This window comes from Bacillus sp. C-3-6, from assembly GCF_054509685.1.
In genome coordinates this window covers 2,839,874-2,865,799 of record NZ_CM137247.1, presented here as the reverse complement: position 1 = coordinate 2,865,799, position 25,926 = coordinate 2,839,874, and the positions used below count along the sequence as shown (strand labels likewise).

At 33.5% G+C, this 25,926-nt stretch carries 25 protein-coding genes and 2 pseudogenes; 14 read left to right on the top strand and 13 right to left on the bottom strand.

Annotation, left to right across the window (positions count from 1 at the left end; all coding sequences use genetic code 11):
- Positions 1 to 19: 19 nt before the first annotated feature.
- Genes ACW0JX_RS14785 through ACW0JX_RS14775 form a run of 3 tightly spaced genes read right to left on the bottom strand, consistent with a single transcriptional unit; the run spans position 20 to position 3,196 of the window.
- On the bottom strand, positions 20 to 1,132 hold the full coding sequence (locus ACW0JX_RS14785; protein WP_095690647.1) for a DUF4018 domain-containing protein: 1,113 nt from the start codon (positions 1,130 to 1,132) through the stop codon (positions 20 to 22).
- Entirely contained in the window at positions 1,107 to 2,270 is a 1,164-nt protein-coding gene (locus ACW0JX_RS14780) for a DUF58 domain-containing protein (protein ID WP_089171324.1), read from the bottom strand. Before ACW0JX_RS14780 ends, ACW0JX_RS14785 begins: the two co-directional genes overlap by 26 nt.
- Positions 2,267 to 3,196 carry an AAA family ATPase gene (locus tag ACW0JX_RS14775; RefSeq protein ID WP_053564135.1) on the bottom strand — a complete coding sequence of 310 codons (930 nt, stop codon included), beginning with the start codon at positions 3,194 to 3,196 and terminating at the stop codon, positions 2,267 to 2,269. The genes ACW0JX_RS14780 and ACW0JX_RS14775 overlap by 4 nt, the downstream gene beginning before the upstream one ends.
- 206 nt (positions 3,197 to 3,402) lie before the next feature.
- Between ACW0JX_RS14775 and ACW0JX_RS14770 the strand changes: the two genes are divergently transcribed.
- Both ACW0JX_RS14770 and ACW0JX_RS14765 read left to right on the top strand, forming a co-directional pair.
- Positions 3,403 to 3,720, top strand: coding sequence for a PadR family transcriptional regulator (locus ACW0JX_RS14770; RefSeq protein WP_000991891.1), 318 nt, complete (start codon positions 3,403 to 3,405; stop codon positions 3,718 to 3,720).
- Positions 3,721 to 3,727: 7 nt separating this feature from the next.
- Positions 3,728 to 4,264, top strand: coding sequence for a DUF2812 domain-containing protein (locus ACW0JX_RS14765; RefSeq protein ID WP_168410577.1), 537 nt, complete (start codon positions 3,728 to 3,730; stop codon positions 4,262 to 4,264).
- A 113-nt stretch (positions 4,265 to 4,377) separates the two neighbouring features.
- Here the strand turns inward: ACW0JX_RS14765 and ACW0JX_RS14760 are convergent.
- Positions 4,378 to 4,675 (bottom strand): annotated as a pseudogene (locus ACW0JX_RS14760) (hypothetical protein).
- A gap of 145 nt (positions 4,676 to 4,820) precedes the next feature.
- Entirely contained in the window at positions 4,821 to 5,066 is a 246-nt protein-coding gene (locus ACW0JX_RS14755) for a hypothetical protein (protein WP_000433609.1), read from the bottom strand.
- A 281-nt stretch (positions 5,067 to 5,347) separates the two neighbouring features.
- Between ACW0JX_RS14755 and ACW0JX_RS14750 the strand changes: the two genes are divergently transcribed.
- The 6 genes from ACW0JX_RS14750 to ACW0JX_RS14725 all read left to right on the top strand — a co-directional run bounded on the left by ACW0JX_RS14750 (position 5,348) and on the right by ACW0JX_RS14725 (position 9,246).
- On the top strand, positions 5,348 to 5,731 hold the full coding sequence (locus tag ACW0JX_RS14750; protein WP_000364497.1) for a VOC family protein: 384 nt from the start codon (positions 5,348 to 5,350) through the stop codon (positions 5,729 to 5,731).
- A gap of 14 nt (positions 5,732 to 5,745) precedes the next feature.
- Positions 5,746 to 6,288, top strand: coding sequence for a GNAT family N-acetyltransferase (locus tag ACW0JX_RS14745; RefSeq protein WP_000506652.1), 543 nt, complete (start codon positions 5,746 to 5,748; stop codon positions 6,286 to 6,288).
- Positions 6,288 to 6,869: a kinase gene (locus ACW0JX_RS14740; protein WP_071732026.1), complete on the top strand. Its 582-nt coding sequence runs from the start codon at positions 6,288 to 6,290 to the stop codon at positions 6,867 to 6,869. Before ACW0JX_RS14745 ends, ACW0JX_RS14740 begins: the two co-directional genes overlap by 1 nt.
- Positions 6,870 to 6,892: 23 nt before the next feature.
- Complete coding sequence (locus tag ACW0JX_RS14735) at positions 6,893 to 7,471, top strand: HAD-IA family hydrolase (RefSeq protein ID WP_016512647.1); 579 nt, start codon at positions 6,893 to 6,895, stop codon at positions 7,469 to 7,471.
- Positions 7,472 to 7,722: 251 nt separating this feature from the next.
- Complete coding sequence (locus ACW0JX_RS14730) at positions 7,723 to 8,034, top strand: hypothetical protein (RefSeq protein WP_168410576.1); 312 nt, start codon at positions 7,723 to 7,725, stop codon at positions 8,032 to 8,034.
- A 363-nt stretch (positions 8,035 to 8,397) separates the two neighbouring features.
- Positions 8,398 to 9,246: a P-loop NTPase family protein gene (locus ACW0JX_RS14725; protein ID WP_168410575.1), complete on the top strand. Its 849-nt coding sequence runs from the start codon at positions 8,398 to 8,400 to the stop codon at positions 9,244 to 9,246.
- Positions 9,247 to 9,391: 145 nt separating this feature from the next.
- Here ACW0JX_RS14725 and ACW0JX_RS14720 read toward each other — a convergent pair whose 3' ends face one another.
- Both ACW0JX_RS14720 and ACW0JX_RS14715 read right to left on the bottom strand, forming a co-directional pair.
- Positions 9,392 to 9,607: a helix-turn-helix domain-containing protein gene (locus ACW0JX_RS14720; protein ID WP_000974619.1), complete on the bottom strand. Its 216-nt coding sequence runs from the start codon at positions 9,605 to 9,607 to the stop codon at positions 9,392 to 9,394.
- Between the two features lie 10 nt (positions 9,608 to 9,617).
- Entirely contained in the window at positions 9,618 to 10,100 is a 483-nt protein-coding gene (locus ACW0JX_RS14715) for a DUF2975 domain-containing protein (RefSeq protein WP_048565490.1), read from the bottom strand.
- A 297-nt stretch (positions 10,101 to 10,397) separates the two neighbouring features.
- Between ACW0JX_RS14715 and ACW0JX_RS14710 the strand changes: the two genes are divergently transcribed.
- The 4 genes from ACW0JX_RS14710 to desA all read left to right on the top strand — a co-directional run bounded on the left by ACW0JX_RS14710 (position 10,398) and on the right by desA (position 17,529).
- On the top strand, positions 10,398 to 12,071 hold the full coding sequence (locus tag ACW0JX_RS14710; protein ID WP_168410574.1) for an alkaline phosphatase: 1,674 nt from the start codon (positions 10,398 to 10,400) through the stop codon (positions 12,069 to 12,071).
- A 611-nt stretch (positions 12,072 to 12,682) separates the two neighbouring features.
- Positions 12,683 to 13,513 (top strand): VanW family protein, encoded by an 831-nt coding sequence (locus ACW0JX_RS14705; protein ID WP_088022222.1) that lies wholly within the window; start codon positions 12,683 to 12,685, stop codon positions 13,511 to 13,513.
- Between the two features lie 289 nt (positions 13,514 to 13,802).
- Positions 13,803 to 16,190 (top strand): immune inhibitor A domain-containing protein, encoded by a 2,388-nt coding sequence (locus ACW0JX_RS14700; RefSeq protein WP_000727446.1) that lies wholly within the window; start codon positions 13,803 to 13,805, stop codon positions 16,188 to 16,190.
- A gap of 307 nt (positions 16,191 to 16,497) precedes the next feature.
- Positions 16,498 to 17,529, top strand: a complete 1,032-nt coding sequence (gene desA, locus ACW0JX_RS14695) for a Delta(5) desaturase DesA (RefSeq protein WP_000171496.1) — start codon at positions 16,498 to 16,500, stop codon at positions 17,527 to 17,529.
- A gap of 290 nt (positions 17,530 to 17,819) precedes the next feature.
- On the opposite strand, the pseudogene ACW0JX_RS14690 reads toward desA, so the two are convergent.
- From ACW0JX_RS14690 to ACW0JX_RS14665, 6 genes and pseudogenes are all read right to left on the bottom strand, one after another.
- Positions 17,820 to 18,107: pseudogene (locus tag ACW0JX_RS14690) on the bottom strand (IS4 family transposase); the annotation flags it as partial.
- A gap of 147 nt (positions 18,108 to 18,254) precedes the next feature.
- On the bottom strand, positions 18,255 to 19,199 hold the full coding sequence (locus tag ACW0JX_RS14685) for an acetyl-CoA carboxylase carboxyltransferase subunit alpha (protein ID WP_000052088.1): 945 nt from the start codon (positions 19,197 to 19,199) through the stop codon (positions 18,255 to 18,257).
- 32 nt (positions 19,200 to 19,231) lie between these two features.
- On the bottom strand, positions 19,232 to 19,678 hold the full coding sequence (locus tag ACW0JX_RS14680) for a MarR family winged helix-turn-helix transcriptional regulator (RefSeq protein WP_095690649.1): 447 nt from the start codon (positions 19,676 to 19,678) through the stop codon (positions 19,232 to 19,234).
- Between the two features lie 366 nt (positions 19,679 to 20,044).
- Positions 20,045 to 20,503: a VOC family protein gene (locus tag ACW0JX_RS14675; RefSeq protein WP_141241136.1), complete on the bottom strand. Its 459-nt coding sequence runs from the start codon at positions 20,501 to 20,503 to the stop codon at positions 20,045 to 20,047.
- 449 nt (positions 20,504 to 20,952) lie between these two features.
- Positions 20,953 to 21,300: a VOC family protein gene (locus tag ACW0JX_RS14670; RefSeq protein ID WP_098838288.1), complete on the bottom strand. Its 348-nt coding sequence runs from the start codon at positions 21,298 to 21,300 to the stop codon at positions 20,953 to 20,955.
- Positions 21,301 to 21,638: 338 nt separating this feature from the next.
- Positions 21,639 to 23,063: an amino acid permease gene (locus ACW0JX_RS14665; RefSeq protein ID WP_016081145.1), complete on the bottom strand. Its 1,425-nt coding sequence runs from the start codon at positions 23,061 to 23,063 to the stop codon at positions 21,639 to 21,641.
- A 267-nt stretch (positions 23,064 to 23,330) separates the two neighbouring features.
- Here ACW0JX_RS14665 and ACW0JX_RS14660 point away from each other — a divergent pair, with 267 nt between their 5' ends.
- Together ACW0JX_RS14660 and ACW0JX_RS14655 are read left to right on the top strand one after the other, a co-directional pair.
- On the top strand, positions 23,331 to 24,080 hold the full coding sequence (locus ACW0JX_RS14660) for an IclR family transcriptional regulator (protein ID WP_000250751.1): 750 nt from the start codon (positions 23,331 to 23,333) through the stop codon (positions 24,078 to 24,080).
- A gap of 52 nt (positions 24,081 to 24,132) precedes the next feature.
- Positions 24,133 to 25,797, top strand: coding sequence for a M20/M25/M40 family metallo-hydrolase (locus tag ACW0JX_RS14655; protein ID WP_140155489.1), 1,665 nt, complete (start codon positions 24,133 to 24,135; stop codon positions 25,795 to 25,797).
- Positions 25,798 to 25,926 lie beyond the last annotated feature (129 nt).

Genomic DNA, 25,926 nt, shown 5'->3' with positions numbered 1-25,926 from the left:
TAGGAGTCTTTTTGTTACGTTATTTCTTTCGTTTCTTCAAACTTTTCTGATAGGCATAAAGCTTATGAATCTCTTCCTTAAATTCATGCAGAAGTACAATGCTTTTACCATTTGAATAGCGCACCGTATTATAAGCATCTATAATAATATCACTTTGAATATTTACATCTTCTTCATCATTTATTCTTTCTAGCCAAGCTTCAACAGTTTCTCCCCGTTTTCTATTTAAAGGAGGGGTTAACTTACTCTCTAGCTTGAAAATTTCCTTCCGAATTTCGTTATGCGGCGGTTTATTTCGTTTAAAACGATTTTGGTTCGTTCCTTCTTTATTAGTAATGATAGTAGATTCGAAGGCGGGCATATTTGGTAAACTGAATTGTTTTCGTTTTTTTACTATTTTCCAAACGACGTAAATAGCGATAGCTGTACATGCTATTATGGTAATGCTATTTATGAGTGTGGGGTCAAAATCAGGAAGTTTTTCCCCATTGTCTTCAATTTTAGGTTTTAAGAGATGCCCTTTACTTGCCCAAACCCCTTCAGTATCTTTCAATTCAGCTGCTATGAGAAATGGATTTATAACATAACCGACTCCTAACGCAACTACTTCTGTGATAAAGCTAAAAATAAGACGAATAAAAGGAAAAACTAAAACAAGTACTATACTCATTACACCAATCGTAATGATAGAAATGAAACGTAATAACTGTTGATTCCGATTTGCCCCAGTTAACCAAAATGTAATCATAATGTGTATAACTAATAGTAACAGCTTCCACAAAGGTGGAAAGGGCGCATAAAATATGGCTGAAATACTAAACCAAACAATACCGCCTAACGATTTTTGAACTGGATATCCTGGTCCGACTACATGTACGATAAAGAAGAAAAGCGGTAACATAATTGTGCCGAATAGAGAGAATGGGAGAAGGAAAGAACAACCAATTATTTGAGTAATGAACAGTATGACAAATCCGGTTGTTTTTTTCTTCATAAATTTATGAATAAGAAATATGCCTACATAGCCTGTTGCTAAAAATATGGCAATAGCAACAAGGTCATCCCTTTCTGTTAATAATGAAAGGAGGAGAAGCAAAATAAAGTCATTAACGTGATAGAGCCAAGTTTTCAACCGATTCCACCATCCCTTCGCTATTAATGAGGAACGTTGGCTGCGAGAGAAGAGGGAGTTCATTTTTCTGTAAACCAATGTATATCATTGTAGACGAACGTTCTCTCTTTCTCGTTACATAATGAAGGAATCCTTGTTTCGGAAGTAACGTACTATCATCTGAAATACGTGCTAATTCTTCTAAAGCTTTTGCATATTGTGTTTGCCCTTCATGTAACGATAAATGTAATGCACCACCTTCTGCTAATACACTAATAAATAATTCAAACGGTATGTGATGCTTCGTTGCATATTGGCAAATGTATGTTGCGAATGAAATTAAATCTTCAACATTATCTTTCCAACCAAATCCACGATCGGCAGCTAAAGAAAGACAAATCGTCCAACTATAATTTTTTACAGGTTCAAATTGCTTCGCTTGTAATTCTTGCATTTTAGCAGATGCCTTCCAATGAATAGAGCGGAAAGACTCACGCTCATATCGCTTTACACCGATAATAGATGTTTCATCATTGTAAAAAGAAAAATTAGTTCGATAAGAACCAGTTAGAAGTTGCTGAAGTTCTTGCAAACCTGCTACTTCTTTAGGAGAAGGATACACAATAATTTCAGTTTTTAACTTATCGAAAACAGGTAAGTGTACATTTAATAAATGAAAAGGATCTTTTAAAACGCATTCGAACTGTTCAATTTGAAACACACCACGTTTCGTTGCGGTTAATGTTAAATCCCATTTTTGCGCCGAATGTGCAGGTTGTGAAAATGGAAAAGAGAATAACGTTTTTGATATTCGTTCAATTCCTTGATCTTTATGCTGTATAAGAGACGAATCTAAATGAAAATAACAAACACCATTAACGAGAGGGATATGTGCACCGTTTTTCAAATGAATAAAAAACTTTCCAGATTCATCAGGGAAAAGCCGAGTTGTTTGTCTCTCGTTTATAACTTCAAATTTTTTCTCTATGTAAGCGACATATTTATAAATGAAAATCGCAAATAAATAATAGGAGAAAAAGAGAAACATTATAATTCGTTGCGGCATAAAAAAGGTAAATAGTATAGCGCCTGGCACAGTTAGTTGAATAATATGGAGTTGAAAAAATAAAGGTACAGTTACAACACGCTGTCCATTCATGCTTGCTCAATCTCCACAGGTACGTCAACTTCTTTTAAAATACTTTGCATTATATCATTTTTAGTCGTGCGCAGGGCACCTTCCATTGATAAGACAATACGGTGATTCCAAACAGAAGGAGTTAAAAATTGTATATCTTCAGGGGTGCAATATTCTCTCCCGCGTAAGAAGGCTAATGCTTGAACTGCGCGCACTAAAGAAAGTGTGGCACGTGGGCTTACACCGTTAGCGATGTAATCGTGATTTCGAGTAGCTTGTGCAAGTTTAATTATGTAATGTTCTAACGGTTCTGATATGAAAATTTCTTTTATTCGTTTCTGTGATTCTAATATATCTTCTAAAGAGATAACAGGTGTGACACGTTCTAGCGGTATATCGTTACGAAAACGTCGCATCATTTGTAACTCATCTTCAGGAGTTGGATAACCAATTGAAATCGTCATTAAAAAGCGATCAAGCTGTGCATCTGGAAGAGGGAAAGTCCCTTGTGATTCAATTGGGTTTTGCGTTGCAATAACAAAGAACGGTTTTGGGAGAGGAGTAGACTGTTTTTCAAGCGTCACTTGTCGCTCTTCCATCGCTTCTAACAAACTAGATTGTGTTCTCGGCATTGCACGGTTAATTTCATCTGCTAGCAAAATGTTTGTCATAACGGGTCCAATTCTTAACTCAAATTCACTTGTTTTTGGGTTAAAGTATTCAATACCTGTTACATCACTTGGAAGTACATCAGGGGTAAATTGAACACGAGAAAAACTACCGCCAATACTTTTTGAAATGGTTTTCGCCAGTAACGTTTTCCCAGTACCAGGCACGTCTTCGAGTAGTACATGTCCATCAGCAAGCAGTGAAACAAGCAGTAGATCAATAACATTTTCTTTACCAACAAACACAGATCCTATGTTTTCTTTCAATTTATTTATCATATGTACCATTCCTTTCAGTATAAAAGAGCTAATATTTCTATATTTTAACAAATTATTCGGAAAATTAGTATGATTTTTTAATTCAAAGAAATAGATATTTAATTATTAAATTAAGCTTGCATATTTTGGAATATGATTATACAATATCGGTATACGATGTATCGTGAGTCGATATATCATAAAGCGATGTATCGGAGGTAGTTATAATGAATGCGAAGGCGCAAAAATATATTCCGTTAACTGAGGCGACATACTACATATTATTGTCACTTGTAAAGCCAATGCATGGTTATGGAATTATGCAAATGGTAGAAGAGATGACAAATGGAGAAGTAAAACTCGGTCCTGGTACGTTATACGGGAATACGACGAAATTACTTAAAGAAAAATTAATTGTTGAAGTTGCCTCTACAGATAGAAAGAAGTGCTATGAGTTAACGCCGTTTGGGAGAGAAGTGTTAGAGCTCGAGTATAACAGGTTACAGAGATCTGTAAGGAATGGGAATAGTATATTAGGGGAGTGAATGAGAGATGGAGACAAAGAAGGTATTTAAATTTTTCATGGCATGGAGTTTAGAAAAAGAAGAAGCTTTTTTACGGAAAATGCATCAAAAAGGTTGGGCGTTACAAAGGTATAATTTGTTGTATACGTTTAAGAAAACAGAACCGAAAGATGTAATATATAAAGCGGATTTTAGATTGGTTTATTGGGATTCAAAAGAAAAACAACAGGAGTACTTTGAAATATATGAAATGTCTGGTTGGAAACGTGTCACAAGTTTTACAAGATGGAATTATTTTTGTAAGGAAGTAGAGAAGGGAATTGAGTTACCTGACATATATTCAGAGAAGGACACGAAGGTGCAAAAAATGAAGGAATTATTACAATTTTTCGCATTAATTTCAATAACTATATTACCCTCAATGTATAGCGTATTTTTAAGTTCAACAGAATCAAGAGTGCCAATTTGGGCGAAAGTTATGACAGGGCTTGTAGGTTGTATGTATGCTTATTTCTTCATGAGAATTTATTGGAAAATCAAGAAATTGAAAAGTGAAATATTATAATAAAGATTAGACTCTAGAAGAAGATAATGATGACAATGACATCATTATCTTCTTCTTTAATTTTTATGTAATTCTATTTTGTTAACTATTTTTTATATAATAAAAATATATATTTAATTCATAGAACTAACAGTTACAAAGATAATACCAGTAACAATACCTAAAAAAAATCATAAATGAAGAAGAAATAATTAATAATAAAGAATTAGCAATAAATATCACTTTATTAGATTTTTGATTTTTAAAATGGTAATAAAGTAAAAGACCACAAATAGTAGAAACAATCCATATTGTTAGACCGTAAGGAGTCGTTATTTTTTCAAAATCGAAGATCCAAAAGTAAAAGATGACTATGTGGCAAGTTACTAGTAGAAATGTTGATGGAAGCATTATCTTTTTATTTAAAATCATTTGTTATCCCCCCCTTATGTAAATATTACCAAAAGGGTGTGGGTTTTAATATATAATAAGGAAGAAATACATCTTTAATTAACTTATTAAATGGAAAAATCCCTTATAGAAAAATCTATTTCTACAAGGGATAATAATGTTTTTATTAGAAAGACTGATTTTGAGCAGGTTTAATAAATTGTTCAGGGTTTTCAACAAGCCCACATACAGCGCATTGAACGCGGTATGTAGGTCCTTGATAGGCCATATGAAAAGCATTCATCGTTTCATTTGTGTATTCTTCTTCTACTTGACCAGTTTGTGGATTTAATTTGACTGGTTTTACTTGTTGTTCAAGAATATTAAAGCGAGTACGGTTCGTTTTACAGCTTGGACATAGCATTGGTTCCATATGTATACACCTCCATTTGTATCATTTCTTAAAATCTTTAATTTTATGCAAGCAAAAAACTTTCTCAATATAAATAGGTGTTTAATGTATTTAAAATTCAGAAAAAATAAAATATAATAAAAGTACGAACTGGTTATGTCCAAACCAAATCTCCTGTTTTATGCCAATAAGCTGGGGGGCCGAGAAATCGGCCTCATTTTTTTTGCTCATTACTACAAGGAACAAGGTTTTTGTGAGACTTTTGTCGAAATTTTAGGGATAGATATAAAGGGGGATGTAAAATGGATTTGAAAATGAAGTACATCATTTTATATGTAGAAAAGTTTGAGGAATGTTTAAAATTCTATAAAGATATTTTACAGTTACCTATAAAAGCAGAGCACGGTACATATATTGAATTTAATACTGGAACTACCATTTTAGCGATGAATACGCGGCAAGATGTGAAAGAATTAACAGGACTACCGCTTACAGAAGGTGAATTAAAGTCTTCTCATTTCGAATTAGGATTCGTTGTTGAGAATGTACAAGAAACGATTGAGCAATTTAGAGAACAAGGAATCAAGATTTTAGTTGAACCTATTGTAAAACCGTGGGGACAAACAATTGCCTACATTGCTGATCCAGATGGAAATTATATTGAAATTTGCAGTTCATTAGAATAGAGGGAGAAAGAGAGATGGGATTTCCAAAACTAGAAACAGAACGTTTACTCTTAAGAGAACTTACACTATTAGATGCAGAAACGATGTTCCAATATTTTTCGAAAGAATCAGTTATACGTTATTTCGGAATGGATTCTTTTGAAAATATTGAGCAAGCGAAAACAACGATTCAAACTTTTAAAAATCGTTATGAAGAGGGCAGTGTATTTCGCTGGGGAATCGAGAAAAAAGGGACGGGCCAATTAATCGGAACGTGCGGATTTCATTTAATTAATAATAATCATAAACGAGCTGAAATTGGTTATGAATTAGATGATACATATTGGGGACAAGGATATGCATCGGAAGCATTACAAGCGATTTTAGCTTACGGATTTGAAATGCTGCAACTGATAAGAATCGCAGCGGTTGTATATGTAGAAAATAAAGCTTCTCAAAAGTTGTTAATAAAAGCAGGATTTCAAGAAGAAGGATTACTTCGAAAACATATGATTCAAAATGGAGTTGCTCATGATACCATTTTATATTCTTTATTAAAAGAAGAGTGGAAGAAGTAATGAGTACAAACGAACTTATAACGATTATGAAGAATCATAGGGAAAATAGATTCATTTTAGGTATAGATGGTTTAAGTCGTTCAGGAAAAACAACATTCGTAGCAAATTTAAAAGAAAATATGAAACAAGAAGGCATTCCGTTTCATATTTTCCATATTGATGATCATATAGTGGAGCGTAATCGACGCTATTATACAAACCATGAAGAATGGTATGAGTATTATTGTTTACAGTGGGATATTACATACTTGAGGCAGAAGTTTTTTCAGAAGTTACAACATGAGACAAAATTAACTTTGCCTTTTTATCAAGAGGAAACAGACTCATGTGAAATGAAAAAAGTACAGATTCCTATTGTAGGCGTAATTGTTATTGAAGGAGTTTTTCTGCAGCGAAAAGAATGGAGAGATTTCTTTCATTATATGGTCTATTTGGACTGTCCAAGAGAGACAAGGTTTCTACGTGAGAGTGAGGAGACACAGAAAAACCTTTCAAAGTTTGAAAATAGGTATTGGAAAGCAGAGGATTATTACTTAGAAATGGAATCGCCGAGGAATAGGGCGGATTTAGTCATTAAATGATTTGAACATAGAAGGTGAATAGAATGAATATTTTATGGGATTTTGATGGGACGTTATTTGATACGTATCCTGCATATACAATGATGCTTTCTGAAATATTAGGTGATTCAGTAGAAAAACAAGAAATATACAAAAACTTAAAAATATCATACTCTCATGCAATTCAGTATTATAATATTTCATGCGAGCAGGAAGAAAAGATTAAAGTTTTGAAGGGAAAATTCACGTCAAAAGATATGAAACCTTTTGCAGGTGTCGAAGAGGTTTTGAAATTTGCAAATAAAAATGTGATTATGACCCATAAACATAGGGAAGGGGTTATGGGCATTTTAAAATATTACGGCTGGGAAAAATACTTCGTAGATATGGTTACAATTGACGATGGCTTTCCTCGGAAGCCAAACTCTTTAGCTTATAATCATCTGCATAAAAAATACAATATTGATTTAGCTATTGGAGATAGAGAATTAGATTTATTACCTGCAAAAGAATTAGGTATTTCAACATGTATGTTTCAAGGTAATTGTGATGTAGCGGATTATTCTTTATCACATTACTCGGAGTTTTTTAAGGTAGTGAGTGATAGAGAGTTTTCTTTATAAAAAAAGTTATTAATAAAGACTGTATCTTTCATTTTAAAGGTACAGTCTTTATTTTTTAGAGCTATTATATACCAATTGCCGTGGATTAAAGAATGATTGTATATCTTTAGTAAAGAAATAGTTAGTTGTTAGATAGAAATAAACTGACAGATAAAGTGATAGTGTCCGTTTTATCTGCTTTTTATCATAACCAAATTATGGTTATTCATGCTAATATAAACTCATAGCTATATAGAAGGGGTGGGATTAGTATGAAAACAGAAATAGTTCCTAAAAAGAAGTACAGTATAATAAGCTATATATCTTTACTCATCGGCATTTTGTGTTTTCTATTCGTTTTTATAACGCCAACAAGGATAGCGAATGCAGGTAATATAGTTGGAGATTATATTACAATTGTCCTGACAGGTGTAGGTATCATGCTTTCAATAATCACAATGACGAAAAAAACAGAGAAGAAGGGGATTGCTATTCTTTCATTAATATTGTCCTCATCATTTTTTATATTTTGGATCATAGCAATTATCCTATTGTTTACTGGTCAAATTAGTTTTGCGCCGTAATGTGAAATAAAAAGAGTCCTTTTCGTATGATAACGGGTATAGTTACGGGAGTGAAAATATAAAATAACATACAAATTAGGGATGTAAATCACTTATGATTTAGCATCCCTTTTTTTATTGTTATTTCAGTGTTTAAGCGCTTTCATATAGTTAAATAGCGTTCTAAATAATAAGATAAATGGAAAATTTATGTTAAAATAATTATAGAGATTGTGAAAAAATGTTCTTAAACTAGCGTTCAGATTACTTTAAGAAGGTTTTTCAAAGGAAATGGTAAATATCATCTTTTGAAGGGGTGATTGTAGTGGATTAAGTGATTTTTTTAATCTTGGTTCAATACTTTGAAGATAAGGGTTTATAACTATGAATACAAAACTAATAATAGTAGAAGGGTTACCTGGATTTGGAAAATCAACCACTGCAAAGCTAATAAATGAAATTCTAAGCCAAAATAAAATTGAGGTTGAACTATTTTTAGAGGGAAATTTGAACCACCCAGCCGACTATGATGGTGTATCTTGTTTTAATAAATTTGAGTTCAATAGATTATTATCTAACAGTGGAGATTTTAAAGAAGTGCTCCTTAAGAAAGTTCTAAAAAAAGGAAGCAATTATTTATTACCATACAGAAAGATGAAAAATGAGTTTGGTGACCAGTTTTCGGACGAATTATTTAACATTATTTTAAAAAATGATATATACGAATTACCATTCGATAAAAATGTTGAATTAATTGCTGACAAATGGAATGACTTTGCTGAAATCGCTCTAGAAGACAATAAGTTTTATATCTTTGAATGTTGTTTCATACAAAATCCATTAACTATTGGGATGATTAAATATGGTGAACAAAAAGAAAAAATAATAAATTATGTAATGAAAGTTGCAAAAATCATAGAGAATTTAAATCCAATGTTATTGTATGTAGAACAAGATAATCTTGAATTTTCATTTAGGAAGGCGTTAAAAGAAAGAACTCCAGAATGGTCCACAGGAATTATCGACTATTACACTAACCAAGGCTATGGAAAAGAACATAACCATTCAGGTGTAGAAGGAGCGATAAAAGTTCTTGAAGCTAGAAGGAATTTAGAATTAGAAATATTCGATATGTTAAAAATGAAAAAAGAAAAAATCAATAATACAAAATATGAAATTGACTCATATAGGTCAATGTTAAAAGATAAGTTAGCCATACAAATGGTGAAATAGCTTTTTACACTAACGGGTGCTTTAATTGAAGAAGGAAATAAAAACGCTCAGAATATTTTCTGAGCGTTTTAGTTTGTTATTTCTAATGTTTATTAGCATTTTTTTCTTCCTAAACTGAACCCATTACTCGTATGAAGGACTCTTTTTACTCGGTATCTTCAGGTTGATATTCTAAAATATCCCCCGGTTGGCATTCTAATGCTTTACATATTGCTTCTAAAGTTGAAAAACGGACTGCTTTTGCTTTTCCATTTTTCAAGATAGAAAGGTTAGCCATTGTAATTCCAACCTTCTCCGAAAGTTCTGTTACACTCATTTTTCTTTTTGCTAACATTACATCAATATTAATAATAATTGCCATATTATTCACCTCAGACCGTTAAATCATTTTCTGATTTTATATCTATAGCATCTTTTAATAGTCTTTGGAGAACGGCAGCAAAGACCGCGATTACCATTGAAGAAAAAATCATAATCATTCCGATAATAATAATGCCAGGGGCGTCATCTCTCTCTGCCACGAGATAGAAAAGTGGCATACCTAATACATATAATACACTAATTGCCAATGCGCTGTACTTAATATTTTTTAAAGCTTTAACAGATAACTCTGAGAATGCGTTGTTTTTATCAATATAGTTTAAAAGCTTAAATGTTTGGTACAGTGCGAAGTAATAAGGTATTGCTGTTGCGTATAAGTTGATAAATACAAGGTATTTAATATATGCAATATCCGGATATAATTCTGCGGCGAAGTTTCCTATTTTAGGGACTAAAAAAATGCACATAGCAAGAACGGGGATTCCGATCAGAATCACAACGGTCTTTAAAAAGAGTGTGGATCCTTGTTTCATAAAAAGCACCTCATTTATTTAATATCTTATTAATTTAACATGGAATTTATTGTTTAACAATAAAATTTTATTTCTTTTAATCGAGGATTTATTGTTAAACAAGTAATTAATGAAATGAATGCTAAATCTTTTTTATAAGATAGATGACACATACCGATATTTGATTAAGGAAAGAAATAGAAAGTAACTATTGTTAGCTTTATGAGAATTGGGAACTAATAAAACATATGTAGGTTGTGGAATGAGAAAGGAAATAAGGTGTATTGAAATGAATGCAAAGTTTATGGAGGAACAATCATGTTGAATTATGGTGTGAAGATGAAAAAGTTACTATTAGTGGGAGCTATAATAGTAAGCGTATTAAGTACGGAAAGTATGATGAATTATCATGCGGCCAAAGCTAAGGTGAAAAAAGTAGAACACCAGCCTAAAAATATAATTATGATGGTTATGGACGGAACAAGTTCAACGGCGACAACATTGGCTCGCTGGTATAAAGGGGCACCGCTTACGTTAGATCAAATTGTAACAGGAGGTGTTCGTACATATTCTGCAGAATCAGCTATTACAGACTCAGCACCAGCAGCGACAGCATTAGCAACTGGAAATAAATCGAATTCAGGATATGTAGGCGTACTACCTTCTACTGTAAATTCACCTAACTTAAAGCCAATAAAAGAAGAGGACAAGTTACGGCCGGTCGCAAACGTATTGGAAGGTGCAAAACGTACTGGCCGTGCAACTGGAATTGTTGCTACATCTGAAATTCAGCATGCTACTCCGGCGGGATTCTCGGCTCACCATGTCAATCGCAAGCAATTTGATGTAATTGCGAAGCAGCAAGTATATCAAAATATAGATGTCGTATTAGGCGGGGGAAAAGCGGCGCTGCTACCTATGAAAAGTAATGGAATCCGAAAAGATGGTGAAAATTTAGTAAAGGTGATTCAAGACAAAGGATACGATTTTGTTGAAACGAAAGATGCGTTATTGAACTCCAAATCTAATAAAATTTGGGGCTCTTTCTCAAATCATGCTCTTGCGTTTGATATGGATCGTATAGCAACAAATCCAGAACAACCAACACTTTCTCAAATGACAGAAAAAGCAATTCAAACATTATCAAAAGATAAAGATGGCTTCTTTTTATTCGTAGAAGGTAGTAAGCCTGATTGGGCAGCTCATGCTAATGATCCAATTGGGATGATTAGTGATATATTGGCATTTGATGAAGCGGTAGCAAAGGCGTTACAATTTGCGAAGAAAGATGGGGATACGATGCTCATCGCTTTAACTGATCATGGTAACAGCGGTATCTCTATAGGGAATAGAAATACGACAAAAGGATACAATACTACACCGGTTTCTGCATACATTGATTCATTGAAAAAGGCGAAAATGACACTTGAAGGAACTATAAATAAACTGAAATCTGATTTATCAAATGTAGAAGATGTAGCTAAACTATACGGTTTGGATAATCTAACTCATGATGAAAAAGAAAAATTAAAAGCGGCAAAAAAGAAAATGGATGTAGGACGAATTCTTACTACATTATTGGCTAATCGTACAAATATCGGCTTTACGACAGGAGGACATACAGGTGAGGATGTATTTTTACATTCTTATGGACCTCAAAAACCAGAAGGCTTAATCCAAAATACAGACATTGCGAAGACGATGGCGAAAGCGATGGGCTTTAACTTAGAAGAAGTAACGAATAAAATATTTTTAGAGAGTGAACAAGCCTTTAAGAAAGTCGGTGCAACTGTAACAGCCGAAAAAACCGAAGGAGCAAACCCGTTACTCGTAGTAAAACATAATAAAGTAGAAGCACAATTATTTGGTAACAAAAATATAATTCGTATCAATGGTAAAGGGTATGAATTAGGAAGTATTATTGTAGAGAGTAATGGAAAGTGCTATGTACCAGAAGAAGCAATTCAACTATTTGTAAAGCATTCTCGTTAAAAAATTGCCAACCAGTTAAGCTAACTGGTGGCAATTTTTTTGTGTTTATTCTAAATATAAGGGTTCGGATTGTTTTGGAAAGTTTTCCAGATGAGACTTGTATAAATGTGAAAGGGGAATTATATTTTTTTCTTACATTAAAAAATTTCGTTTTGTAGAATAGAGAATTTATACATATAGTAAAGTCTAATGTATTATCAATTAATATTTATGAAAAATATATTAATACTTTAGAATTTCTTTAATTTTCATTATTTTTTATTTAATATTATTCGTTATATTTATAATATGTTTATTTCAATTTATCGTATTGTAGCGCAGTTTCATATAATTATAAAGCAATCATCAAAATAAAATCTCCACTAGAGTAAATTTATTATTTTTTTGCGTCTTTTTTATCCCGCTATTTGCTGGGCAGTAAGACCCCCACCTCAAAATTCAGCGAAAGCAAAGAAGTTAGGTGGGGATCGGGCTGCCTGTAAAAGCCCGATTGGTGAGGGCTGATTAAAGTTTCACTTTATTTACGAAAATTATTATGCAGCTAAGAAAACTGTAGTTCATTGAATTAGAGGTATATTGAAATTTAGTTGAAGAAAGAGAGAGGGAATAAAATGAATATAGTGCACTTACGTCCTAAACAGCGGTCTAAGTATCGCATTATGCTAGGGACGTGGTATTACTCTACAAAGAGATACATTCAGTGGTTAGTAGACGGAAAAACATATGCAAAAAGGCTCCAACAAGAAAAGCTACCTTGTACAGCAATTCAGCACCGAACGATATTACTTCGTAAGCTCAAAGATGTAGATATGTGGTATCAACAGAATAAGGTTGTTAATTTGAAAATTGCTGTAAAAAAACTAAATGGTATCGTCATTAGACCAGGAGAAACATTTTCTTACTGGCGTTTAATAGGTAAGCCTACGAGGAAAAAAGGATATGTAGAAGGTATGGTATTACACTACGGATCTTTTCAAACAGGTATTGGAGGAGGTCTTTGTCAGCTTTCGAATTTAATATATTGGATGACTTTACATACACCACTGACAGTAACAGAACGATATCGTCATAGCTTTGATGTCTTTCCTGATTCGAGGCGAACTCAACCGTTTGGGAGTGGAGCGACTTGTTCCTATAACTATTTGGATTTACAAATTAAAAATGAAACGGACCAACCGTATCAACTTCACCTTTATATGACAGATGAACATTTAGTTGGTGAATGGAGAACAGTCTATCCGCAACTTTATCAATATGAAGTGTATGAGAAAGAACACTCAATTCAACCTGCATACTGGGGCGGTTATATACGACATAATGTGATTCAACGTAAAGTATATAATCAACAGAAACAGTTAATAGAAGATCAATATGTAACGGAGAATCACGCTATAATGATGTATGAACCACTATTAGCTTGTAATAATGAGAATAGTGAGTAATATGATAATCCATAGATTAAATAGTATAGAAAATATTTAATTCTTATTTTTATTAAAAAAATATAAATCTCAGATTTACTGGATTTTGATTGTAACTAAGAACATATAAAAGTTCACTGTTATTTATTGGAGAGCCTGTTTGTTTTTCTATCTTTTGTATTTCACTCTGCATAAAAAAATATTTCTCAACATTTTATTTGTTGAAAAAGATTGAATATTCGTATTATAACGAATATTATGTTGTTATCGGCAAAAAACGATAATTTGCAGACACTGGGGAGGAAATACATTGAAAAAGAAAAAGAAATTAAAACCATTAGCGGTATTAACAACAGCAGCGGTACTAAGTAGTACGTTTGCTTTTGGAGGTCACGCAGCGTATGCTGAGACACCAACATCATCTCTACCAATAGATGAGCACTTAATACCGGAGGAGCGTTTGGCAGAAGCGCTAAAACAACGGGGGGTAATTGATCAATCTGCATCACAAGCTGAGACGTCAAAAGCTGTCGAAAAATATGTTGAGAAAAAGAAAGGGGAAAACCCTGGGAAAGAAATCTTAACAGGAGATAGTCTTACACAAGAAGCTTCTGATTTTATGAAAAAAGTAAAAGATGCAAAAATGAAGGAAAATGAACAGGCACAGCAGCCTGAAGTAGGCCCAGTAGCTGGACAAGGTGCAGCATTAAATCCAGGGAAATTAAATGGAAAAGTACCTACTACATCAGCGAAGCAAGAAGAATACAATGGAGCTGTTCGAAAAGATAAAGTACTTGTTTTACTTGTAGAATTTAGCGATTTTAAGCATAACAATATTGATCAAGAGCCAGGATACATGTATTCTAAGGACTTTAATCGTGAACATTATCAAAAAATGTTATTTGGTGATGAACCATTCACTTTATTTGATGGATCGAAGATTAACACATTTAAGCAATATTATGAAGAACAATCTGGTGGTAGCTATACAGTTGATGGGACTGTAACAGAATGGCTTACTGTTCCAGGAAAAGCATCAGATTATGGTGCTGATGCGGGTACTGGTCATGATAACAAGGGGCCTTTAGGACCAAAAGATTTTGTGAAAGAAGCATTAAAAGCAGCGGTAGCAAAAGGAATCAATTTAGCAGACTATGACCAATTTGATCAATACGATCAAGATGGTGATGGAAATAAAAATGAGCCAGATGGAATTATTGATCATTTAATGGTTGTACATGCTGGCGTTGGTCAAGAAGCTGGCGGCGGTAAATTGAAAGATGATGCGATTTGGTCACATCGTTCAAAACTCGGTTCAAAACCATATGCAATTGATGGCACGAAATCTTCTGTTTCGAACTGGGGCGGAAAGATGGCTGCATACGATTATACAATCGAGCCTGAAGACGGAGCGGTTGGTGTGTTTGCACATGAGTATGGCCATGATTTAGGCTTACCAGATGAATATGATACAAAGTACTCAGGACAAGGTGAACCTGTTGAGTCATGGTCTATTATGAGTGGTGGTAGCTGGGCTGGAAAAATTGCAGGAACAGAGCCAACGAGTTTCTCACCACAAAATAAAGAGTTTTTCCAAAAGAATATGAAGGGGAATTGGGCGAATATCCTTGAAGTAGATTATGACAAACTTAGCAAAGGCATCGGTGTTGCGACATATGTAGATCAAAGTACTACAAAATCTAAACGACCTGGAATCGTTCGTGTTAACTTGCCGGACAAAGATATAAAAAATATCGAATCGGCGTTTGGTAAGAAGTTCTATTATAGTACAAAAGGAAATGACATTCATACAACACTTGAGACGCCAGTATTTGACTTAACAAATGCAAAGGATGCTAAGTTCGATTATAAGGCATTTTACGAACTTGAAGCGAAGTATGATTTCCTTGACGTATATGCGATTGCAGAAGATGGAACGAAGACACGCATTGATAGAATGGGCGAAAAAGATGTAAAAGGCGGCGCGGATACAACTGATGGTAAATGGGTTGATAAATCATACGATTTAAGCCAATTCAAAGGAAAAAAAGTAAAACTGCAATTTGAGTACTTAACAGATATTGCAGTAGCTTATAAAGGATTTGCGTTAGATAATGCAGCCTTAACTGTAGATGGAAAAGTTGTTTTCTCTGATGATGCAGAAGGTCAGCCAGCAATGACGTTAAAAGGCTTTACTGTGTCTAACGGATTTGAACAGAAAAAACATAATTACTATGTAGAGTGGAGAAATTACGCTGGTTCTGACACTGCGTTACAACATGCACGTGGCCCAGTATTTAATACAGGAATGGTTGTATGGTATGCGGATCAAAGCTTTACAGATAACTGGGTAGGCGTTCATCCAGGTGAAGGGTTCTTAGGAGTTGTAGATTCTCATCCAGAGGCAATTGTAGGGACATTAAACGGACAACCTACTGTGAAGAGCAGTACGCGTTATCAAATTGCCGATGCGGCATTCTCATTTGATCAAACGCCAGCATGGAAAGTAAATTCACCAACTCGCGGTATCTTTGATTATAAAGGATTACCAGGAGTGGCGAAATTTGATGATTCTAAGCAATACATCAACAGCATTATTCCTGATGCAGGACGTAAGTTACCAAAATTAGGACTGAAGTTTGAAGTGGTAGGCCAAGCTGAAGACAAGTCTGCAGGTGCAGTTTGGCTTCATCGATAAAATAAGGTGAAAAGAAGAGGAGCTGCCATAAGTCGGTGAAATTGACTTATGGTAGCTCTTTTCTTCTTGTGAAAAAACTCTCTGTTTTTTTATGTACTTATTGGAAAAATTCGAAGTTTCTTTGATATATATAATGCTCCGTTTGTCCAATTATAGAAGCTATTTTGGACGTAAGAAATTTGTAAGTAATGAGTAAGAAAAAAGAGATTTTTATAGTATAAAATATTTATTATAGCTACTTTTAACACCTGATACTAATAGTGTGCTATAATATGAATTAGCAACAAAAAGGAAAGGAATTAGAACAATGACCTTAGAAAATACTAAAAATTTAAAAAAACAAGTTGCTCCTTTTGAAAAATCAACGATTAAAAAAAGTGTTTGGCAACTGATCAACACAATCGTGCCATTTATTATTTTATGGTACCTTGCTTATAAAAGTTTGTCAGTTTCTTATTGGTTAACATTAGTTCCAGCATTGTTAGCCGCTGGATTTATGACAAGGATTTTCATTATTTTTCATGATTGCACCCATTATTCGTTTTTTAAAAGTCGACGTGCAAATAGAATAGTTGGAACGTGTATGGGTGTTTTAACATTATTCCCATTTGATCAGTGGGGGCATGAGCATTCTATTCACCACGCTACGAGTGGTAATTTGGATAAAAGGGGTACAGGAGATATTTGGACGCTTACAGTAGATGAATATGTAGCAGCACCATTTAGACTTCGTTTAGCATATCGTTTATATCGCAATCCATTCGTTATGTTTGGGTTAGGCCCGATTTATGTTTTCCTGCTTAAAAATAGATTTAACCGAAAAGGTGCTAGAAAAAAAGAACGTATGAACACTTATTTAACGAATATTTTAATCGTTGCTATTATAGGAATGCTTTGCTGGGCAATTGGATGGCAATCGTTTCTTTTAGTACATGGTTCTATATTTTTAATAGCAGGTTCAATAGGTATTTGGTTGTTTTACGTACAGCACACATTTGAGGATTCTTATTTTGAAGAGGATAAAGATTGGGAATATGTGAAAGCGGCAGTGGAAGGAAGTTCTTTTTATAAGCTTCCTAAAATTTTGCAATTCTTAACTGGTAATATTGGATTCCATCATGTTCACCATTTAAGCCCAAGAGTACCTAACTATAAACTAGAAGAGGCACACAATAATACGCTTCCGTTAAAAAATGTACCAACGATTACGCTTGCTACAAGCTTACAATCACTACGTTTCCGTCTTTGGGATGAGAAAAGTAACAATTTTGTTAGCTTTAAAGATGTCAAAAATATAATTAAAAATAATGTTTCTGTTCGAGTGAAATCTGAACTATAATTGCATCGTATATAAAACTCCCCTTAATCATTTTCGATTTAAGGGGAGTTTTTGTTTAAAGAGTAGATGCCAGATAAGAAGAAAAATTAAATGATTCAAATTATAATTGAAGCAGATTAGAAAATTGCTTGTATGTAAGTACAAATGTAAGTTGACAGTAAATACATTATGTTAACAAATGGAGTTGTCATGAATTTTCCGTTATGATAATTGTTCATAAATCCGACGAAAATTAATAGCAAAAAGGGGGGGTACACATGCCTATCAACTTAAAAATGAAAACAAAGTGTACTTTCTGTGTACACTTGTTTTTTCATACGCTCACGAAGTTGTTTTTCTGTAAATCGATACATAATCACCCGAGTGAATAGTTTTTTATCCTTTCCAATATAAGCTTCTTTTATTTCATAGGACTGTCCTGATTTTAAGGTATCCATGATGTGCTCTAAATCAACTTTGATGTCCTGATATTGTTTTTTTATTGTTCCGTTTCGAAAGTATTCAGGAAATTCATTTTTGACATATATCCTATTGTTTAATTTGAGTCGCGGTATATAGTACACACCACGTTGATCCATTAGAACAAATTATCCTTTTCCATACCGATCACACATCTTTTGTAGAATGATAGTATCAGCATATCCCAGTTTAAGAGGTTACTTGCAAAAATATTTAGAATTTTTTTGCGATAATCCTCCGAAATGTAATACGGACTTTAAATACTTTCATTTATAATTCTCTATTTGTCTATACTTTTCATATCGCTGTTGTATAAGCTCTTCCGAGGATAATAGTATCAATTTTTTTAGAGATGATTCGATTACAGATTCAATCATTTTTGCCTGTGATTGTATATCATTTTGTGCTCCACCTTTAATTTCAGGAATGATTTCATCAATAATTCCTAAATGTTTTAAATCTTTTGCTGAAATTTTCATATGTTCAGCAGCTTCTGGAGCATACTTAGCGTCCTTCCATAGGATAGATGCTGCTCCTTCGGGCGAAATTACCGAGTACCATGAATACTCTAACATATGGATATGGTTACCGACACTAATGCCAAGAGCTCCACCACTTGATGCCTCTCCAATTACAATACAAACAATTGGCACTTTAAGTGTAGTCATTTCAAATAGATTTCGAGCTATCGCTTCAGAAATTCCACGTTCTTCAGACCCTATCCCTGGATAGGCGCCTATTGTATCAATAAATGTAATAATAGGGCGATTAAATTTATCAGCTTGTTTCATAAGTCTTAGCGCTTTTCTATAACCTTCTGGATGTGCCATTCCAAAATTTCTTTCTATACTTTCCTTTGTATTTCTACCTCTTTGATGACCAATAACCGTAACGGGCATTCCTTTAAATTTTGCAATACCACCTATCATTGCTTTATCATCACCATATAATCGATCACCATGAAGTTCGAGAAAGTTTGTAAACAATAAAGGTATATAGTCCAATGTCGTGGGTCGATTACGTAGCCTTGCAATTTGAACTCGTTGAAAAGGTGTAATATTAGAATAAATTTTATCTTGCATTTTATTTAAACGTTTTTCTAATTCATGAATTTCTGACGATAAATCTACATTATTTTCTTTCATAATTTTCTTTAATTCATCAAATTTCTCTTTTAATTCAATAATAGGACGTTCAAAATGCAAACTCATTTTATCCTCCAAATGTTATGACTTACCTCACTCTAATCAAAAGGCTTAGAAATAGAATCAATAAATAATTCAAAACCATCCACAACTATTTTTTGTTCTGATTCTGATAAATTATTGAGAATACTTTGATAAAATGTAATGGATTGCTCTCTTAAGCAATTAACAGTTATGTGACCTTTTTCTGTGAGGTGCAGAAAAAGTTCTCTTCTATTTTTTTCATTTACTTCACGATAAATAAGCCCCTTTTTTACTAACTTATCTACCAATCTACTTACAGTTGAAGTCTCTAATCTAAGTTTATTGGATAGTTGCCAAACAGTTAATTTTTCCACCTCTAGTTCTTCTAACGCCATCATTTGAGAAGTTGGTAAAGGTTTTTCAAATGGTCCATTGGGCAATTTTTGAGATTCAAAAACCCCAGTTATTATAATCATTTTCTTAATATCTTTTCTTAGTTTTAAGGCATCTTCTCTTTTCAAAAAGGTCACCCTCCTACAACTATTGTATCATACATCAATTGTATTATACATGAATATGATTTTTTCACAAGCTTAACGTAAGCCAATATTACAACATGGACGAGATATTTCTTCTTGTTAAAATGGTATAAGTGGATTGTTTTCTACAAATAGCAGAACATCAATTATGTATCAGGGGCCTTTATGGGGTAACGCTCATCGAAATCAAGCTAAGAAAATAAAACTACCCCCAAAAACGAAATTTTGTGACAACTTGTGACGAAATTTCGTTTTTGGGGGGGGAATTCTAAATTCTTAAGTTGATGGGCATGGGAATCGTACAACATTATATCCAAAAATAAGAAAAGACTTGAACGGAAATTCCATTCATTTTTCTTGGTGTTCCTCATTCCATACACTTAAATAGGACGCATATTCTAATTCATCTGGATTCTCATGTAACATAGAAATGAATTCTAATTTATTTCCATCACAATCTAGAAAGTATACACTTGCAGCAGGCATCCACCTTTGGACAATTGGCTTTTGATTTCCTTTTCCTTGACTTCCTATCACTGCTATTCCACGTTCCTCTAACCACGCTTTAGAAGTCATTAAAAACTCTAAATTTACACCAAAAGCAAAATGTCTCGGCTCAAAGTCTTCAATGTTTTGTACTTCCCATAGTCCAAGCATTTGTTGTTTATTTTCTCCGACCCAAAAGAAAGCCACTCTTCTTTTGGAGAATTTTCTTGCTAACGTTAATCCTAGCTTGTTTTGATAGAAATTTATTGCGTTTTCTAAATTTCTTACATGTAAATGAGTTTCGTATATGTTCTGTATTATTATGATCATTCCTTTCTTTATTTGTAACTACCAATTAAATAGTGAATGTAATTCTAAAGTTGAAATATGTATAAGCCTAGTAATGTACATCTATATCCGATATACCTATTTACTATTATATTGAAATTGGAATGTGATAAATCCCACTGAGGTAGTAAGTGTTTAAATGAACACTCTACTACTTTTGTAGGAGAGGGGATATATCTATTAAATTCAGATGAAATCATATTTAAATAATGAAAAACGCTATTCTTTTCGTAAGAATAGCGTTTTTTTATGTTTTTAAGTTGGTGGCCATAGGGTAGAATTTGAAAAATGAGGATTTACAAAGCTAAGAAGTTTAACTCCACAAAAAAATCGATTTCCTGTGGAGTTAAAGGAATCGACTTTTTTATTTACCTTGATGTATTAACGCAGCTGTTAACTTAATAGTAAATAAGTAGAATCCACTATTTCTCCCAAAGTTCGATCAATCGACCTTCAGGATCCTTAATCCAAATAAACTTTCCAAATTCACTGATTTCTTCTTTCTTCTCAAGAGGTACACCAATATTCTCAAGATGCTTTATAGTCTCGTTTAGATTATGTACTTCGAAATTTAACATCACTTGTTGTTCTTTTGGAAAATAATTGTCATTATCTGTAAAGAAAGAAAAGATGGTCTCATTTCCTAACTGGGGTTTAATCACAGTTCCATTCCAATCTTCTATATCAAGTTTCAACACTTCACTGTACCATTTTTTTATAACATCAAGATTCTTAGTTCTCCAAAATATTCCTCCAAAACCTTTTATCATCGTATCTAACTCCTGTCTGTCTTTAAATATATATTAAATATATCAAAACAAAACAGTAATAGTAAGCAGAATCATCAACTTATGAATAGTAAAAATAGTAATTGCTAGTATTATAGTATTTACTACATTAACACTTTCTACAACATCATTAGCAGAACTTGAAATTTTGGGAAAGGTATAGAAATGCTCATTTTTCAACCAAAAGTTCACCTGAGCAATCCAGAACTTAAAGTGTTATAAATAATTCTTTCAATAGTAGGGGGAAATGAGAGAAGGAACGATAAAAGACCACACATGAAGTGAAACGCCACGTGTGGTCTTTTATGTATCGTCAAATATTACGAAGTCTCGCTAATTTTACTTTCACTATGAGTGTTAGTAGATATTCTTTTCTTAACTTTAAAGTGATAGTAGGTATAGCAAAAGATGATAAATGGTACAGTGCAATAGATTCCAAGTCGTTGTTCTGGGATAAAAATAAGACTGATTAATATAATGCCATACAATCCAAAACCAAGAATTGGTACGAGTGGATAAAGTGGTGTTTTAAATTTTAAGTCTTCTAATTTTCCACCGTCTGCTAAATAATGTTTGCGGAAAAAGAATTGAGAAACACAAATTGACATCCAAACAATAATGGTAATGACTCCGGAAATTGAAATGAGCCATAAGTAAACCGTTTCAGCAGCTACTACGCTTGTCAAAAGAGAAAAAGCAGAAATAGCTATCGTCATGATTAAAGCGTTGAGAGGAATCCCACGTGATGATAATTTCTTTAAAAAGGCTGGAGCCATTTCGTTTTTTGATAAAGACCAAAGCATTCGAGTAGCAGCGTATAGTCCTGAGTTTGCAACAGAAAGAACAGCAGTAAGAATAACAAAGTTCATAATATCAGCTGCATATGGAATACCGATATTATCAAAAACAGCAACGAATGGGCTCTTTGTTAATCCAGCTTCTTCCCAAGGAATTAAAGCAACAAGAACAAAGATTGCTAAGACGAAGAAAAACATTGTGCGCCATATAATATTTCTAATAGAACGAGGTAAAGTTTTTGCTGGATCTTCACTTTCACCTGCTGCGATTCCAACAAGTTCTGTACCTTGGAAGGAATAGTTGACTGTAACCATTGTTAAAAGAATAGCGGCAAGTCCATTTGGGAATAAACCACCATGATTTACGAAATTTGATAATAGCGGAGCGGGTTCGTCACCTTTTAAATCAATAAAACCGAACATAGCGGCGCCGCCAAGAATAATGAAAGCGATAATGGCAGATACTTTTATACTTGAAAACCAAAATTCTGTTTCTGCATAACTACGAGCAGATAATGCGTTAATAGTGAAGATTGTAACGCCAAATATTAAACACCAAACCCAAACAGGAATATCAGGAAACCAGCGCTGCATTGTAATGCCGGCAGTTGTAAATTCAAGACCGGTCGTATTCGCCCAGCTTAACCAATACAACCATCCGATTGTAAAGCCAGTTGCAGGATTGATGAACTTAGTGGCATATTCTTGGAAAGAACCTGAAACAGGCATGGCTACAGCAAGTTCACCAAGACATAGCATAACGAAATACATTAATAATCCACCGGCCATAAAGGCAAGTACGGATCCGCCAGGTCCAGCTTGACTTATAATAAAGCCAGATCCGTTAAATAACCCCGTTCCAATCACACCACCGAGTGCAATCATGAATAAGTGTCTACTTTTCATCGTCCGTTTTAATTCATTGTTTGTATTGCTTACTTGCGCCATTGTTTTCCTCACTTTCATAGGTGATAGAATAAAGTTTGATGTTTTTCCGTATTATGGAATGTATTCCGTGATGTGAAATCTTGTTATAATTTTCAGATAATTAAAAAGAAAAGTCAATATTTTTTTGTTTGCGTTTTCAATTCTTTGTTAGTGATATGTTTTTATTGTTAGAAAATTAAATAAATAGATTGATTTCATTTCGAATGTTTGCTAAATTGATAGTTAATTAAGCATACTAACATATTACGAGTAAAGTTGAGGCGAGTTATGGTACAGTCCATTGATCGAGCGATAAGTATTATTAAATTATTGAATTCTACAAATGAAAAAGAGTATTGGGCTATTTCTGATATAGCTGATGGAACACATCTCCCGGTTAGTACAGTACATAGATTACTTAACTCTTTAATGGAGCATGGGTTAGTTACACAAATTTCAGAGACAAAACAGTACAAAATTGGACCAATGTGGATGGAAATAGGGTTACGTCAATTGGAGAAGGTAGACTACAGATCTGTTGCAAGAGAAGTGATGAAACGTTTAGCTGCTGAAGTGGAGGAAAGTGTCTATTTAAATATTCCAAACGGAACACATTCTATTATCATTGAAAGAATTGATAGTCCTTTAAAAATTCGAGTTATCGATAATCTAGGGGAACAAATTCCACTTTCAATTGGTGCCGCAAATAAAACGATGCTTGCCAATATGAAAACGAATGAAATGGAACATATTGTAGAAAATTTACTTTCTTCATTACCAGAACAAAAGCAAATTCTTCTTAATCAAATAAAGCAAATAAAAAATGAAGGATATGCTGTCAGTTATGGTGAAAAAACAGAAGGGACAGCTTCAGTAGCTGCACCTATTATCGGATTTAATCATAAAGTAGTAGGAGCATTAAGTGTTGGGTTAATTAGTCATCGTATTAATGATGATCGACTATCTTTTCTTATTAGCAAGGTAAAACAAGCGGCTCATGAAATATCAATAAAAATCGGCAGTACATCAGAACTATAATTTTGATAGCTGTCGTCATTTTTTTATTCATATAATGGAATTAGTTTTCATAATGCGGAAAAATAGGGGGATTTATATGTCAAAGTGGCAATCAAAAGAACAATTGATTCAATTATTAAGCGGTCTTGTTGAAATTCCTAGTATTACCGGTTCAGAAGCTGAAGTAATATTGCCAGACTTTGTTGTGGAACAGTTATCTGATTTACAGTACTTCAAAGAAAACCCGCATCATTTACAAAAAAATCCGACAGGGGACGGACGATATTTTGTTACAGCACTAGTAAAGAAAAGCGATAGTACAAAAAATACTGTAATTCTAGTAAGTCACTTTGATGTTGTAGATGTACAAGATTACGGAGTGTGGAAAGAAGATGCATTTAATCCTAAAAAGTTAACATCTATGTTTTATTCTCATAAAGATGAACTTCCAGACCATGTACGTGAAGATATAGAACATGGGGAATGGCTGTTTGGTAGAGGAACAATGGATATGAAATGCGGCCTCGCATTACAAATGGCAATGATTGAACAAGCATGTGAAGGAAGATTCGATGGGAATGTTCTTTTATTGGCTGTACCAGATGAAGAAGTGAATTCTGTAGGGATGAGGGCCGCTGTTCCAAGACTGTTAGATTTAGCTAGAGAGCATAACTTAGATTATAAAACGGTCTTAAACTCAGAGCCTATGTTTTCAAGACATCCTGGTGACCAAAATAAGTATATTTACACTGGCTCTATTGGTAAAGTATTACCTGGTTTTCTTTGCTATGGAAAAGAGACACATGTAGGTGAACCTTTTGCAGGCTTAAATGGGAGTTATATGGCTTCATTAATAACAGCAGAATTAGAGTTAAACACAGACCTTTGTGACATTGTAGAAGGGGAAGCGAGTCCTCCGCCAACTAACTTACTTCAAAGGGACTTAAAAGAGGATTATTCTGTACAAATTCCGCATCGTGCAGTTACATTATTTAATTTGTTTTTATTAGAAAAATCAATGACAGATGTAGTTTCATTGTTACGTCAAAAAGTAACGAAAGTAGCAGAGAAAATAGAAGAGTCGTATGAAAAACATGCATATCGTTTTTCTAAATATAATCCATTTATACCACCTAATCTCAAAGTAAATGTATTAACTTATGAAGAGCTTATCACATATGCAATTGAGCAACATGGACAAGAAAAAATAAATCATATTCAATCTAATATTATAAAAAATAGAGAAGATAAAGATGATCGTGCGGTAACGATTGATTTAGTAGATAAATTAGCGATTTTATGTAAAGAAAAGGCACCGATGATTGTACTTTTCTTCGCTCCGCCGTACTATCCAGCTGTGAGTTCACGCAACAATCCTTTAATAAAAGAGGTAGTTGTAGAAATGGAAAAGTATGCACACTACAATCATAAGATTACATTTGAAAACCAAAATTATTTTGGGGGGATTTCAGATTTAAGCTATGTAGGCTTGCAGTATCCACTGGATTCAATGAGTTCGCTTGTAGACAATATGCCATTATGGGATAAAGGTTATTCAATTCCGCTTCAGGAATTAGAAGAGTTTGATGTTCCAGTATTAAATATGGGGCCGGTAGGAAAAGATGCACATCAATGGACAGAACGTCTAGATGTAAACTACGCATTTGAAACACTAATAGATATGTTACCGAAATGCATTGAAAAATTATTAGTTTCTAATAAAATTACACAATCATAGTAGGGAATAGGTAAGGGATAAAATAGAACCTTTAAAGAAGATTTGAATTAAATTATTTTAATATAATTAAAAAGCGGAACGGCCAAGCTCAATTTTATATGAGTTTGGCCGTTTATCATGTAGTGAATT